This is a genomic window from Rathayibacter sp. AY1A3, from assembly GCF_002930975.1.
In the GTDB taxonomy this organism is placed as follows: Bacteria; Actinomycetota; Actinomycetes; order Actinomycetales; family Microbacteriaceae; genus Rathayibacter.
In genome coordinates this window covers 15193-28398 of sequence record NZ_PSTO01000023.1, presented here as the reverse complement: position 1 = coordinate 28398, position 13206 = coordinate 15193, and the positions used below count along the sequence as shown (strand labels likewise).

Genomic DNA, 13206 nt, shown 5'->3' with positions numbered 1-13206 from the left:
GATACACGAGCGTATCCGATACAGGACCGTATTCGATACGTGAATGTATCGGATAAGGTGAACGGCGTCGAAGGTGTTGACAGGGCGGGCAGGAGGCTGGTGATGACGGCGATCGACTCCACCCCTCCCGAGACCTCCCGCCGCGGCCGCACCCGCGAGCGCCTGCTCGACGCGGCCTACGACGTCTTCGCCGAGACCGGCGTGCACAGCGCGTCCGTCGAGCAGATCTGCGAGCGCGCCGGGTTCTCGCGCGGCGCCTTCTACTCCAACTTCTCCAGCAAGGAGGAGCTGTTCTTCGCGCTCATGGAGCGGGAGAACGGCGCCCGGGTGACCGCCCTCGTCGAGCAGATGGACCGCACGATCCCGCGCGTCGTCTCGGCCGACGAGCCGCTGACGGCCGAGACGCTGGCCGTGGTCATCCTCGACTTCCTTCAGGGTCCTGCCACCGACAACCGCCGCTGGTGCGTGGTCGAGTCGGAGTTCGAGCTGCTCGCGCTCCGCGACCCGCGGATCGCTCCGCAGTACCGCGACTTCCGCGCCGGCTTCGACGCCTCGCTCGTGCAGATCGTGCACGGGGCGCTGCGCCAGGTGCGCCGCGAGTTCTCCCTCGAGCCCACGACCGCCGTGCGCCTGCTGGTGGCGGGCTACGACGACGCGGTCAAGCAGTCGATCCTCGAGGACGAGTCGGAGCCCGCGTCGCTCGAGCGCCTGCGGGCGACGCTGACGGCGATCGTCCTCGCGATCTCGTCCGCCGACGCCTGAGCCGGGCCGGCTCTCGCGGCCGCCGCCGCCGTACCCGCCGGCCGGCTCCGCACCCGGCGGCCGAGCGGCCGCTGGGGAGTGCCGGGTCCGGTCCCCGCTCCTCCGCCCGCGCGACGAGGATGGACCCATGGAACTGCGACAGCTCGAACACTTCCTCGCCGTCGCGAAGGAGCAGCACTTCACCCGCGCCGCGAGCGCCCTGCAGATCTCGCAGTCGGGCCTCTCGGCGTCGATCCGCGCGCTCGAGAGCGAGCTGGGCAGCCCCCTCTTCACCCGCAGCACGCGCCGGGTCGAGCTGACGCCGGCCGGTCGGGCGATGCTCGCGGAGTCGGAGCGATCGGTCGCCAGCGCGCTCGCCGCCCGCGACGCGGTTCTCGCCGTGCAGGGGGTGCTCCGCGGGAGCCTCGCGGTCGGCACGGAGGAGTGCCTCGGCGGCGTGCACCTGCCGCGTGAGCTCGCGACCTTCCGCGAGCAGCACCCGGGAGTCGCGCTCCGGCTGATCCACGAGGGGTCCGGCACGCTGCTCGACTCCGTCGCCGCCGGCCGCCTCGACCTGGCGCTGGTCGCCGACATCGGAGCCGTTCCGGGCGGCGTGCGGACGATGCCGCTGGCGAGCGAGGGCTTCGCGGTGCTCGTGCGCCCGGGTCACCCGCTCGCGAGCCGCGTCGGCTGCCGCATCCCGGACCTGGCGGGCGAGACGATCGTGGGGCTGCAGGAGCACTGGGCGGCGAGTCACCTCGCGGCGCGGGCGTTCGCGGCGCACGGCCTCGCGTTCGAGGTCGAGCTCGAGGTGAACGACGTGCACACGCTGCTCGACCTGGTCGAGTACGGCATGGGGATCGCGGTCGTGCCGGCGCACTTCGCCGAGAAGCGCCCGGCCGGGCTGCGGGCGGTGGCGCTCGCCGATCCGCTCCTGGTGTGGCGGACGATGGTGGCGGTGCCGGAACGTCCGAGCGCCGCGGCCCGCGCGTTCGTCTCGGCCCTCCCGCAGCCGCTGCAGGACGCGGTCTGAGTCGGAACGCGCTCGCAACGGAGGAGGGACCAGCGCCGAGATCCCGCGATCCGCGTCGGACCGGTGCCTCGACCGGATCCCTCCTCCGTCATGAACGGGCTCAGTCGAGCGAGGCCAGCTCCTCGGGCGTGAGCTCCAGGTCGGCCGCCGTGGCGGAGTCGCGGATGCTCTCGGGGCGGGAGGCGCCCGGGATCGGCAGCACGACCGGGGCCTTCGCCAGCTCCCAGGCGAGGCAGACGACCTGCGGCGTCACGCCGCGGGCCTCGGCGACCGCCGCGAACGCGGAGTAGCGCGAGCCGAGCTCGCCCGCCGAGGAGATGCCGCCGAGCGGGCTCCACGGCAGGAACGCCAGTCCGAGCTCGGCGCAGAGCTCGAGCTCCGGCTCGCTGGAGCGGAACGACGGCGAGAACTGGTTCTGCACCGAGACCAGGCGCTCGCCGAGGATGCCGTGCGCCTCGCGGATCTGGTCCGGGTCGGCGTTCGAGATTCCCGCGCGGAGGACGACGCCCTCGTCGAGCAGCTCGGCCAGCGCTCCGATCGAGTCGGCGTAGGGGACCGCCGGGTCGGGCCGGTGGTACTGGTAGAGGCCGATCGCGTCGACGCCGAGGCGCTTCGCGGACGCGCGGGCCGCCTCCTTGAGGTACTCGGGGCGGCCGTCCTGGTCCCAGGGGCCGGGCTCGCGCCGCAGGTGGCCGCCCTTGGTGGCGACGAGCACGGCGGAGGTGTCGCCGCCGTAGCTGCGCAGCGCCTCCGCGATCAGCAGCTCGTTGTGGCCGAGGTCGTCCTGGGTGGCGAGGTGGTAGGCGTCGGCCGTGTCGATCAGGGTCACGCCGGCGTCGAGGGCGGCGTGGATCGTGGCGATCGAGCGCTCGCGGTCCGGGCGGCCCTCGATCGACATCGGCATGCCGCCGAGTCCGATCGCGCCGACCTGGAGGTCGCCGAGAGTGCGCTGCTTCATGAATGCTCCTTCGCAGTGGGGTGGGTGGTCACCAGGCGTAGTCCTCGGGGGCTGTCCGGTGGCCGGGGAAGATCTCGTCGAGGCGCGCGAGGGCCTCGGCGTCGAGGGTGATGTCGACGGCGGCGACGGCGCTCTCGAGCTGCTCGAGCGTCCGCGGCCCGGTGATCGGACCGGTGACGGCGGGCTGGTGGAGGAGCCACGCCAGCGCCAGCTCGCCGGGCGCCTCGCCGCGCTCGCGGGCGAACGCCTCCCACTGCTCGAGCGCGGGACGGTGCTCCTCGATCGCGGCGAGGGTGCGCTCGGAGGAGCGGCGCCCGCCCTCCGCGGTCTTCTCGAGGACGCCGCCCAGCAGTCCGCCCTGCAGCGGCGACCAGGGGATGACGCCGAGCCCGTAGTGCAGCGCGGCGGGCAGGACCTCGCGCTCGACGTCGCGGACGAGCAGGTTGTAGATCGACTGCTCGGAGGCGAGGCCGGTGAAGTGGCGGGCGCGCGCCGCCTCCTGCGCCTGGGCGAGGTGCCAGCCGGCGAAGTTGCTGGAGCCGACGTAGAGGACCTTGCCCTGCTGGACGGCGACCTCCATCGCCTGCCAGATCTCGTCCCAGGGAGTCGTCCGGTCGACGTGGTGGAACTGGTAGAGGTCGATGTGGTCCGTCTGCAGGCGGCGGAGGCTCTCGTCGAGCGCGCGGCGCAGGGTGAGCGCCGAGAGGCGGCCGCCGTTGGGCCAGGAGTCGCGGCCGCGCTCGGCTCCGGGAGCGGCGAACTCGCCCATGTCGCCGAAGACCTTGGTCGCGAGGACGGTGCGCTCGCGGCGCTCGCCGCCCTGCGCGAACCAGCGGCCCACGATCTCCTCGGTGGCGCCGCGGCCGGCCTCGCCTCCGTAGACGTTGGCGGTGTCGAAGAAGTTGACGCCGAGCTCGTGCGCGCGGTCCATGATCGCGAACGAGTCGGACTCCTCGGTCTGCATGCCGAAGTTCATGGTGCCGAGGACGGTGCGGGAGACGGACAGGCCGGTGCGACCGAGGTGCGTGTACTGCATGGTCCCAGTCGACTCCGGTTCGGGCCGCGTGTCCAACAGGTGCTCGGCATGGGTGCGATCGACGGGGGAGGTCAATCGGGGGCGCGCCGTCCAGGGGCCGCCCGAGCCCCGCCTCGGTCGGGCCTGCGCGTCGGCCGGGTCCAGCGGCCTCGACCGGATCGCCCGCAGCCCGCTGGGCGCGGTGGCGCCCGGCCGCCCGGGTGCCGGGTTAGAGTCGCGGAATGGTCCGGACGACGCAGCGCCTCGTGATCGCCCTCTCCGCCGTGGTCCTGCTCGCCGGCTGCACGGCGGAGGCGACGAGCCCCGCCGCCCCACCCGCCGAGCCGACCGCCTCCACCGCACCGCCCGCCGCCGGAGCCGACTCCGCGCCGCGGCCGGTGCCGAGCGTCTCGACCACTCCCGCACCCGTCGAGGACGTCTCGGGCGAGTGCGTCGTCCAGGCGCTCGACGAGGGGACGCTCGACGGCGTCGACCTCGAGCGCGTGCGCGACCGCGGCACCCGCGTCGGCGCGACCGGGACGGCGAGCACCGCCTCCGACGGCGCCCCGGCCTCCTACCTGGTGGCAGCGGGCGACATCAGCGAGCGGATCGCGGACCGGTTCTGCATCAGCTCCGACTACCTCTCCGCGCTGAACTCGGTGCGCCGCGACGGCGTCGACATCGACAGCCTCTACGGCGGCGACACCCTCAACCTCCGCCCGACGACCGTCCTGAGCGTCGGCGACCAGAACGGCCGCGTCCTCGACAACGCCGAGCCCGACGACCTCCCCGCGCAGACCGGCTGACGCCGCTCCCGCCCGCGCCCGCCGCCACTCCTCCCGCCTCGCAGCAGCACGCGACCACCGCGGAAGGCGCGGATCCGACGGCACCTACACGGCGCTCAGCCCAGGACGCCGATCAGGACCGCCGACACGGCGACGGTCGCCGCGAGCCCGGTCGTCCGCGAGTGGCGGCGCGCCGGGTCCTCGAACCACGGCAGCCCGTCCCAGCGCAGCACGGCGCCGGCCGCCCCGGCCGCGGTGAGAGCCACCAGCACGGCCCAGGGGAGCAGCGTCAGCGCCGACCAGTCGACGAGCGCCCGCCCGAGCAGCAGCACGGCGACGGCCTCGACGCCGCGGGCGAGCGTCCGGACGCGGTCGCGGTCGAGGAACCCGGCCGCCCGGCGCCGGGGGATGCTCCCCAGGGCGAAGCGGCCGACGGTGAACGCGACGACGAGCAGGACGAGGATCGAGGCGATCATCACGACTCCTCCCCGGCGCGCTGCAGCAGGCGCAGACCGAGCTCGTCGACCGAGCTCGCCGTGTCCCCGTTGACGAACACGGCTAGGCCGCGCTCCCGGTCCATCGCGAGCATCGTCGAGTAGCCGGAGGTCCCTCCGTTGTGCCAGGTCACGGATCCGCCGTCCTCCGACTCCGAGGTGAACCAGCCGAGGCCGATCCGCGCCCCGTCGGCGTCGAACCGCGGATCCAGGAGGCTCGCCGCGGGCACCCCCAGCGCGGGGTCGTCGGTGAGGAGGGCCAGCGCGTAGCGGGCCATGTCCGCCGCCGTGGAGCGGACGCCGCCCGCCGGCGCGTAGCCCGCCATCGTCCACGCGTCGACGGACCGCCCGCTCGCCGAGAAGCCGGTCGGCGCGTCGGCGGGGAGGGCGTCCGCGGTCTCCGGGACGGAGGTCGCGGTCATCCCGAGCGGATCGAGGACGCGCTCGCGGAGGAGGTCGGCGTAGTCGCGGCCCTCGGCGCGGGCGAGCGTCTGGCCCAGCACCGCCGCACCGAGGTTCGAGTAGGCGTGCACGTGCTCGCCCTGGTCCGCCTCGGCGGCCTGCCGGAGGACGTCGTCGGCCGACCAGCCCGCGTAGGGGTCCGTGCCGCGCAGCTGGGCGACGAGCGTCGAGGCGAGGTCGCCGACACCGGTGGGGAGGCGCGGCAGGCCGGAGCGGTGGGTCGCCAGCTCCTCGAGCGTCCCGGTGAAGCCGCCGACGTCGGCGTGCTCGGCGGCGGGGTCCTCGAGCCCGACCGTCCCCTCGGAGGCGCTCCGGGCGAGGAGGAGCGCGGTCATCGTCTTCGTGACCGATCCGATCTCGACCTCGGTCCGCTCGTCGGCTCCGAGTCCGCCGTAGCGCACGCCGTCGGGCGTGATCACGGCGGCGACGAGGTGGTTCCGCGCGCCGTCTCCGACGTCGGTCCGGAGCCACCCGGCGATCTCGGCGTCGCCGGTCGCCTCGGTCGAGAGTGTGGGAGCGGAGGGACGGAGCAGCATTCCGCCGAGCAGGACGACGGCCGCGGCGGAGGCGGCGGCGAGGGCGAGGCGGCGGCGGGTCATCGGGGTCCTCCGGAGGCGAGCAGGATCACGAGCAGGGGGACGAGGCGCTCCGGCGGGACGCCGTAGCGACCGCGGCCGCGCGCCTCCAGCCAGCCGGCGGCGACCAGCTGGTTGACGTGGTGGTAGATCTGCCCGGTGGTGCCCGCGCCCTCGCTCTCGGCGAGCTGCGCGACGGTCTCGACTCCGCCGGCCACCGCCTGCAGGAACCGCAGACGCACGGGGCTGCCCAGCGCGGCGAGCGCGGTCGGCCCGGGGCTCGCTCCCCAATCGCGCTCGAAGAACGCGTCGGTGCTGAGGCCGTACTGCCACTCGACGGGGCCGGCCGGAGTGGCGACCGAGCCGGCGAAGACGACTCCGCCGGGAGAGGGCAGGCGCTCGCGGAGAGCGGTCAGGGCCCAGAGCGGATCGTCGGTGGCGGGCGCGGCGGGGGTGTCGGCGCGCTCGAGGCGGTCCAGCCGCGCTCGGAGCTCGTCGACCTCGCCGGCGAGGTCTCGGGAGGAGGTCATGCCTCCACTATTGCAAACATTCCGTAATCACGGAACTCCGGAGCGGAGCCGGTACCGCAGGAGTCGCGGTGGTCCAGCTCGACCACCGCGACTCCTGCGGACTCGGATCGCCCGGAGGCTCAGCCGAAGTGGCGCGGCAGCACGGCGCCGTTCACCGAGCGCAGCTCGTCCAGCGGCAGCGTGAAGAGGCCCTGCACCTCGACCGCGGGGGTCGCCGCGTCGGTCACGCCGATGCGCAGCACCGGGTAGCCCCGGCCCTCGCAGAGCCCGCGGAACTTCACGTCGTCCTCGCGCGGCACCGACACGAGCACGCGGCCGGTCGACTCCGAGAACAGCGCGGCCGTCGCGTCGACGCCGTCGCGCTCCATCAGCTCGTCGAGCCAGATGCGCGCCCCGACGCCGAAGCGCAGCGCCGACTCGGCCAGCGCCACCACGAGCCCGCCGTCGGCGAGGTCGTGGGCGGAGGCGATGAGCGACTCCTTCGCGCCCGCCGAGATCAGCTCGGCCAGCGCGCGCTCGGCGCCCAGGTCGAGCTGCGGGGGCAGCCCGCCGAGGTGGTCGTGGATCGTGCCGGCCCACGCCGAGCCGTCGAGCTCGTCGCGGGTGGTGCCGAGGAGGTAGAGGTTGTCGCCCTCGTCCTGCCAGCCGGAGGGGATACGGCGCGCGACGTCGTCGATCACGCCGAGGACGCCGACGACCGGGGTCGGGAAGATCGGCACGTCGCCGGTCTGGTTGTAGAACGAGACGTTGCCGCCGGTGACGGGGATCTCGAGCTCGAGGCAGGCGTCGGCGAGCGCGCCCACGGCCTCGCGGAACTGCCACATCACCTCGGGGTTCTCGGGGCTGCCGAAGTTGAGGCAGTCCGAGACGGCGACCGGGGTCGCTCCGGTGACGGCGACGTTGCGGAACGCCTCCGCCAGCGCCAGGCGGGCGCCCTGCGCCGGGTCGAGCTGGCACCAGCGCCCGTTCGCGTCGGTCGCGACCGCGAAGCCGAGGCCCGACTCCTCGTCGACGCGGACCATGCCGCCGTCGTCGGGATAGCTGAGCGCGGTGTTGCCGAGCACGTAGCGGTCGTACTGCGAGGTGATCCAGCTCTTGTCGGCGAGGTTCGCCGAGCCCAGGAGCGCCAGGGTCTCGGCGCGCAGCGCGTCGCCGCCGGTCGAGCGGGGCAGTCGGGAGGAGGAGTCGGCCTGCAGCGCGTCGAGCCAGGAGGGGTACTCGATCGGGCGCTCGTAGACCGGGCCGTCGACCGCGACGGTGCGCGGGTCGACGTTGACGATCTCCTCGCCGTGCCAGTTGATGATGAGGCGGCCGGAGTCGGTGACCTCGCCGAGCACGCTGGTCTCGACGTCCCACTTGCCGACGACCTCGAGGAACGCGTCGAGCTTCTCGGGCGTGACGACGGCCATCATCCGCTCCTGCGACTCCGACATGAGGATCTCCTCCGCCGTGAGCGAGGGGTCGCGCAGCAGCACCGAGTCGAGCTCGATGAACATGCCGCCGTCGCCGTTGGAGGCCAGCTCCGACGTGGCGCACGAGATGCCCGCGGCGCCCAGGTCCTGGATGCCCTCGACGAGGTCCTTGCGGAACAGCTCGAGGCAGCACTCGATGAGCACCTTCTCGGCGAACGGGTCGCCGACCTGCACCGCGGGACGCTTGGTCGGTCCGCCGTCGGCGAAGGTGTCGGAGGCGAGGATCGACGCGCCGCCGATGCCGTCGCCTCCGGTGCGCGCCCCGAACAGCACGACCTTGTTGCCGACGCCGCGGGCGTTCGCGAGGTGCAGGTCCTCGTGGCGGAGGACGCCGACGGCCAGCGCGTTGACGAGCGGGTTGCCCTGGTAGACCGAGTCGAAGTAGGTCTCGCCGCCGATGTTCGGCAGGCCGAGGCAGTTGCCGTAGAAGGAGATGCCGGCCACGACGCCGTGCACCACGCGCGCGGTGTCGGGGTCGTCGATCGCCCCGAAGCGCAGCGCGTCCATCACCGCGACCGGCCGGGCGCCCATCGAGATGATGTCGCGGACGATGCCGCCGACCCCCGTCGCCGCACCCTGGAAGGGCTCGATGTAGCTCGGGTGGTTGTGGCTCTCGATCTTGAAGGTGACGGCCCAGCCCTCGCCGACGTCGACCACTCCGGCGTTCTCGCCCATGCCGACCATGAGGTTCTTCTTCATGGCGGGGGAGACCTTCTGCCCGAACTGGCGGAGGTACATCTTCGACGACTTGTAGGAGCAGTGCTCGCTCCACATCACCGAGTACATCGCGAGCTCGCCGCTCGTGGGGCGGCGGCCGAGGATCTCGCGGATGCTCGCGTACTCGTCGGGCTTGAGTCCGAGGGCCGCGTAGGGCTGCTCCCGCTCGGGCGTCGCCTCCGCGTTCGCAGTGGTGTCGGGAACGGCGGTGCGGCTGTCTGCCATGTGCTGGAGGCTCCAGGGGAGGGGGACGGGATGCGCGTCGATCCTACCCGCCGCGGTCGCCGGGGCCCGGGCCCTCCGGTGGAGCGGTGCGGGCAGCGGCGCCTAGGATCGGGCGGGTGAAGCGGGCGGCTCTGATCGGGACCGTGCTGTGGGGGCTCTACCAGTGCTTCGGGAACCTCGGAGCGGCGAACATCTCGTCGGACGAGCCCGTGTACCTCGCCGCGGGGTGGGACTACCTGCACGGCGACGTGAGCGCGAACCTCGAGCATCCGCCGACGGCGAAGTACCTGATCGGGCTCGCGCAGGTGCTGCTCGGCGAGGGGCTGCTCGCGGGCAGGATCGCCGCCGGCGCGGCCGCGTTCCTCACCGGGGTGGTGCTCTGGCTCTGGTTCCGGCGCGAGCTCGGCCCGACGCTCGCGCTCGTCCCGGCCGGCCTGTTCTTCCTCCTCCCGCGCACTGCCGTGGGCGCCGGCACCCGGATCGACCGCCTCGCGCTCCTGGAGCCGTTCATGGTGCTCTTCGCCGTCGCGGCGATGGCGGCGGCGTGGACCTGGTCGCGCGCCTCGCCGGGCAGGCGGAGCGGCTGGCTGATCGCGCTGGCCGGTGCGCTGCTGGCGCTGTCGATCACCTCGAAGCTGACCACCGCGGTCCTCGCGCCCGTGCTCCTGCTGCCGCTGCTGTGGTCGGGGAGCAGGGCCCGGGCTCTGCGGGGCGGCCTCGCCCTCTCCGTCGCGTTCGTCGTCACCGGGGTGCTCGCCTACCTGCCGGTGCACCCGGTCGAGGCGGTCCGGTACCTGCTCGAGTTCCAGTCCGAGCACAACGCCGACGGCCACCTGATCGAGGTCGCCGGGACCGCGTACGTCTTCCCTCCGTGGTGGGCGAACCTCTGGTTCATGCTCGTCGGCATCGGGCCGGCGGCGCTCGCCGTGCTGCTCCTCGGGACCCTGCTGGCCCTGCTCGCTCCGCGGCGCCGCGCGCTGGTGCTCTACCTGGGCGCCGCGACGCTGCTCCTCCTCGTGTTCCACCTGGCGATCAGCTCGGTCGCGCTGCCGCACTACTACGCGGCGTGGGCGTGGCTCCTCTGCGCGCTGGCGGGCGTCGGCATCGCGGACGCGCTGCGCGGCGGGATCGTGCTGCCCGTGCCCCTCGCCCGCGGCGCCGGCGCGGTGCTGCTGGCCGCCTCCCTCGTGATCGCGATCGCCACCTCGGCGGGGATCGCCCAGGAGCGGCCGACCGGGATCGCGCGGGTGGCCGACGTGCTGCGCGAGCGCGGCCTCGACGGCGGCCTGGTCCTCGCGCAGGGCATGTCCTCGGGCGTCTACGTGCCCTACATCGGCGACCGGGTGACGACCGATCCGTCGTCCGCAGGGATCGTCGCCATCGCGATCGAGCGGTCGGCGCGCTTCCCCGTCGATCCGCGCGTGTCCGCCTACCTCGAGTCGGCGCGGCCCGAGACGGTGCGGCTCGACGACCTCACCCTCGTGCTGGTCGACGGACCGCTGCCGTGACCGCTCACTTCGAGCGGCAGGCCCCCGGATCGACGGCGTCCGTCAGCGAGGCGGCCTGCTCGACCACGGGAGTGAGGACCGAGAGCGGGATGGCGTAGCCGACGTTGTCGACGGAGGCGGCCTTGCCGAAGACGACGCCCGACACGGTGCCCTCGAGAGAGAGCAGCGGGCCCCCCGAGTTGCCCTGGTTGACGACGGCGGCGAGGGTCAGGACCTCCCGTGAGGTCGGTGCTCCGTCGACCATCAGCGAGACCGTGGCGTCGGAGGAGATCTCGGCCGAGCCGAGGGTCAGCGGGCCGCCGAAGGGGTAGCCCGCGACCACCGCGTCGTCCCCGGCGGCGACGGCGTCGTCGAGCGGGAGCGGGGAGGCGTCGAGCCCGTCGACGGCGATCACGGCGAGGTCGGCGGCCGGGTCCAGGTAGACGACTCGGCCGGTGCGCGGGGCCTCGCCCGGCGCCTCGACGACCGGCTGCGAGACTCCGCCGACCACGTGCGCGTTGGTGATGACGCGGTCGTCCGAGACGACGAAGCCGCTGCCCGTCACTCCGACGTCGCAGGCCCAGGCCGTGCCGGAGACGCGCACGACCGAGCGGGTGGCGGCGGCGACCTCCGGGTCGTCGGTCGAGACGTCCGGGATCGCGGGCGCCTGGGTCGGTGCGTCGAGCGCCTCGACCACCCAGGAGGTGCCCTCGTCGACCACGGTCGACTGCAGCTGGGCGAGGAAGGCGCGGACGGGGGAGGGGGTGAGGTCGTCGATCGTGCGGATGACCGTCGATCCGGCGACCGAGGTCGTGACGAGGGGGACGCCGAGGAGGGAGACGGCCGAGGTGACGGCGATCCAGACCAGGCCGGAGATCGCGACGCCGGCGACGCCGCCGGCGAGCCGGTCGAGCAGGCCGAGCTTCACGCGGTCGGCTCCGCGGCCGATGACCGCGCCGAGCGTCGCTCCGATCGCGTAGCCGACGCCCAGCAGCAGCACGGCGGTGCCGATCACGGCGAGCAGGCGCCACTCGCTGCCGGCCGCCCACGACGAGACGGCGGGCACGGCGAACGATGCGCCGATCGCGCCCGCGACGATCCCGGCGAGACCGCCGAGGGTCCGGAGCAGACCGCGCCGCAGACCGTCGACGAGCGCGCCGATGAGGCTCAGCACGACGATGACGTCGACGATCACGGATGCACCCACGCGGAACTCCTGCCGGTGTCGGGGACGGGTCCTCCAGCATGACCGACGCGGGATGCGCGGACGCCCGGAGGCGGCTGGCAGTGCGCGGCGGCTGAGGTGCGGGGGACGGCGGCGGCGGCGCGGGAGCCGGACACCGCCGGCCGCGCGCTGCCGCCGAGAGGGCGGTGCCGCCGGGAGGGCGGTGCCTCTTAGAAGAACGAGATGCAGTACGGCGTCGCGACCGGCGCGAACAGGCGGTCCATCCGCCCCGCCTCGCCCGTGACGCGCGCCAGCCCGGCCTTCACCAGGATCGACGGCCGCACCGAGCCCAGCAGCAGCGAGCCCAGGTCGGCCACGTCCAGCGCGAGCTCGGCCTCGTCCCCGGTGCGCTCCACGGTGGCGGAGCCGCCCGAGGCGGTGAGGCGGTAGCGGCCGTCGGAGAGCCCGAGCCCGTCGGCCACCTCGACCACGACCGAGCCGTCAGCGGTCCACGGCCGGGCCGAGAACGCGGCGGCGACGTCGAGGATCCGCAGCCAGATCAGGTCGCCCACGTGGCTCACCTGCACCACGCGCGCGTCGCGGAGCGCCCAGGTCAGCGGATCGTCCACCGGCGCCATGTCCCAGGTCACCGCGGAGGCGAGGTCGACCGCGCCGAGGTAGCCCCAGAGCGCGAGATAGGCGTCGGCGCCGGGTGCGACGAGGTCGACGATCTCGAGGGTCTTGTCGTCCTCGGGCCCGACCGCGCGGTAGGTCACGAAGCCGTCGAGCGTCCCCTCCTCGTCGAGGTGGACGGCCGAGCGGACGTCGAGGCCGGGCGTGGTCTCGCCGGACGCGGTGCCGACGGAGTTCGCCTCGTAGCGCGACTGGCGGGTCAGCGAGCCGGGGGTCGACGCCTGGAACGCGGCGAACACCGCGGGGATGCGCGGCTGCAGCCAGCTCGTCGCGACCACCTCGACGCGGCCGGCGGGCTCGGTCTGCAGGCCGAAGCGCGGCCCGGTGTCGACGCGGATCGAGCGGGTGAAGGCCGAGCGGCCGAAGCCGAACCGGCGGTAGATGGAGGCCTCGCTCGCCGTGAGCGCGGCGACCGGGGTGCCGGCCTCCTTCGCCAGGCGCAGGTCCTCGGTGATCATCGCGCGCAGGATGCCGCGGCGCCGGTGCGTGGGCCGCACGGTCACCTGCGACACCAGGTGCGCCGGCAGCTCGCGTCCCCCGCCGACCTGCAGGGCCCCGGGGAACGCCGCGTAGGTGCCGACCGGCACGCCCGCGCCGTCGAGCCCCTCGGGGGCGGAGGAGTCGACGACCGCGGTGAGCACGCGCTGGTCGGCGACCATGTGCTCGGCCCAGTCGCGCAGCTTCTCCGGCGTGAACTCCTTCTCGTGGAAGCCCGCGTTGATCGCGGTGGCCCACGCGGCGGTGGCGGCATCGGGACCGCCCTCGTCGTTCAGGGCGGCGGGGAAGCGGCGGAGGTCGAGACCGGTGAGAGGCATCCGTCCAGCCTATTCACCCGGGGTGCGCGGGGGCTGAAC

At 74.0% G+C, this 13206-nt stretch carries 12 protein-coding genes; 4 read left to right on the top strand and 8 right to left on the bottom strand.

Annotation, left to right across the window (positions count from 1 at the left end):
* Positions 1 to 102: 102 nt before the first annotated feature.
* Positions 103 to 762 (top strand): TetR/AcrR family transcriptional regulator, encoded by a 660-nt coding sequence (locus C5C10_RS11610; RefSeq protein WP_104234269.1) that lies wholly within the window; start codon positions 103 to 105, stop codon positions 760 to 762.
* A 127-nt stretch (positions 763 to 889) separates the two neighbouring features.
* Positions 890 to 1774, top strand: a complete 885-nt coding sequence (locus C5C10_RS11605) for a LysR family transcriptional regulator (RefSeq protein ID WP_104222755.1) — start codon at positions 890 to 892, stop codon at positions 1772 to 1774.
* Positions 1775 to 1874: 100 nt separating this feature from the next.
* On the opposite strand, the gene C5C10_RS11600 is transcribed toward C5C10_RS11605, so the two are convergent.
* Positions 1875 to 2732, bottom strand: a complete 858-nt coding sequence (locus C5C10_RS11600; RefSeq protein ID WP_104239446.1) for an aldo/keto reductase — start codon at positions 2730 to 2732, stop codon at positions 1875 to 1877.
* Positions 2733 to 2760: 28 nt separating this feature from the next.
* Positions 2761 to 3768, bottom strand: coding sequence for an aldo/keto reductase (locus C5C10_RS11595; protein ID WP_104222753.1), 1008 nt, complete (start codon positions 3766 to 3768; stop codon positions 2761 to 2763).
* A gap of 221 nt (positions 3769 to 3989) precedes the next feature.
* On the opposite strand from C5C10_RS11595, the gene C5C10_RS11590 reads away from it, so the two are divergent.
* Positions 3990 to 4553, top strand: coding sequence for a hypothetical protein (locus C5C10_RS11590; RefSeq protein WP_104222752.1), 564 nt, complete (start codon positions 3990 to 3992; stop codon positions 4551 to 4553).
* 95 nt (positions 4554 to 4648) lie between these two features.
* Here C5C10_RS11590 and C5C10_RS11585 read toward each other — a convergent pair whose 3' ends face one another.
* From C5C10_RS11585 to purL, 4 genes are all read right to left on the bottom strand, one after another.
* Positions 4649 to 5008 (bottom strand): hypothetical protein, encoded by a 360-nt coding sequence (locus C5C10_RS11585; RefSeq protein ID WP_104329297.1) that lies wholly within the window; start codon positions 5006 to 5008, stop codon positions 4649 to 4651.
* Positions 5008 to 6087, bottom strand: a complete 1080-nt coding sequence (locus C5C10_RS11580) for a serine hydrolase (protein WP_104329296.1) — start codon at positions 6085 to 6087, stop codon at positions 5008 to 5010. The genes C5C10_RS11585 and C5C10_RS11580 overlap by 1 nt, the downstream gene beginning before the upstream one ends.
* Positions 6084 to 6593, bottom strand: coding sequence for a winged helix-turn-helix domain-containing protein (locus C5C10_RS11575; protein WP_104329295.1), 510 nt, complete (start codon positions 6591 to 6593; stop codon positions 6084 to 6086). Before C5C10_RS11575 ends, C5C10_RS11580 begins: the two co-directional genes overlap by 4 nt.
* Positions 6594 to 6712: 119 nt before the next feature.
* A complete protein-coding gene (gene purL, locus C5C10_RS11570) occupies positions 6713 to 9007 on the bottom strand; it encodes a phosphoribosylformylglycinamidine synthase subunit PurL (protein ID WP_104222748.1) in 2295 nt (764 codons plus the stop codon).
* A 116-nt stretch (positions 9008 to 9123) separates the two neighbouring features.
* Here purL and C5C10_RS11565 point away from each other — a divergent pair, with 116 nt between their 5' ends.
* Positions 9124 to 10515 (top strand): glycosyltransferase family 39 protein, encoded by a 1392-nt coding sequence (locus C5C10_RS11565; RefSeq protein WP_181073449.1) that lies wholly within the window; start codon positions 9124 to 9126, stop codon positions 10513 to 10515.
* A gap of 4 nt (positions 10516 to 10519) precedes the next feature.
* On the opposite strand, the gene C5C10_RS11560 is transcribed toward C5C10_RS11565, so the two are convergent.
* Together C5C10_RS11560 and C5C10_RS11555 are read right to left on the bottom strand one after the other, a co-directional pair.
* On the bottom strand, positions 10520 to 11701 hold the full coding sequence (locus C5C10_RS11560; RefSeq protein WP_258060556.1) for a MarP family serine protease: 1182 nt from the start codon (positions 11699 to 11701) through the stop codon (positions 10520 to 10522).
* Positions 11702 to 11889: 188 nt separating this feature from the next.
* Positions 11890 to 13167 (bottom strand): GNAT family N-acetyltransferase, encoded by a 1278-nt coding sequence (locus C5C10_RS11555; RefSeq protein ID WP_104329293.1) that lies wholly within the window; start codon positions 13165 to 13167, stop codon positions 11890 to 11892.
* Positions 13168 to 13206: the final 39 nt, after the last annotated feature.

Coding starts and splice junctions, on each gene's coding strand:
- C5C10_RS11610 (WP_104234269.1), top strand. CDS start 103: ATGACGGCGATCGACTCCACCCCTCCCGAGACCTCCCGCCGCGGCCGC.
- C5C10_RS11605 (WP_104222755.1), top strand. CDS start 890: ATGGAACTGCGACAGCTCGAACACTTCCTCGCCGTCGCGAAGGAGCAG.
- C5C10_RS11600 (WP_104239446.1), bottom strand. CDS start 2,732: ATGAAGCAGCGCACTCTCGGCGACCTCCAGGTCGGCGCGATCGGACTC.
- C5C10_RS11595 (WP_104222753.1), bottom strand. CDS start 3,768: ATGCAGTACACGCACCTCGGTCGCACCGGCCTGTCCGTCTCCCGCACC.
- C5C10_RS11590 (WP_104222752.1), top strand. CDS start 3,990: ATGGTCCGGACGACGCAGCGCCTCGTGATCGCCCTCTCCGCCGTGGTC.
- C5C10_RS11585 (WP_104329297.1), bottom strand. CDS start 5,008: ATGATCGCCTCGATCCTCGTCCTGCTCGTCGTCGCGTTCACCGTCGGC.
- C5C10_RS11580 (WP_104329296.1), bottom strand. CDS start 6,087: ATGACCCGCCGCCGCCTCGCCCTCGCCGCCGCCTCCGCCGCGGCCGTC.
- C5C10_RS11575 (WP_104329295.1), bottom strand. CDS start 6,593: ATGACCTCCTCCCGAGACCTCGCCGGCGAGGTCGACGAGCTCCGAGCG.
- purL (WP_104222748.1), bottom strand. CDS start 9,007: ATGGCAGACAGCCGCACCGCCGTTCCCGACACCACTGCGAACGCGGAG.
- C5C10_RS11555 (WP_104329293.1), bottom strand. CDS start 13,167: ATGCCTCTCACCGGTCTCGACCTCCGCCGCTTCCCCGCCGCCCTGAAC.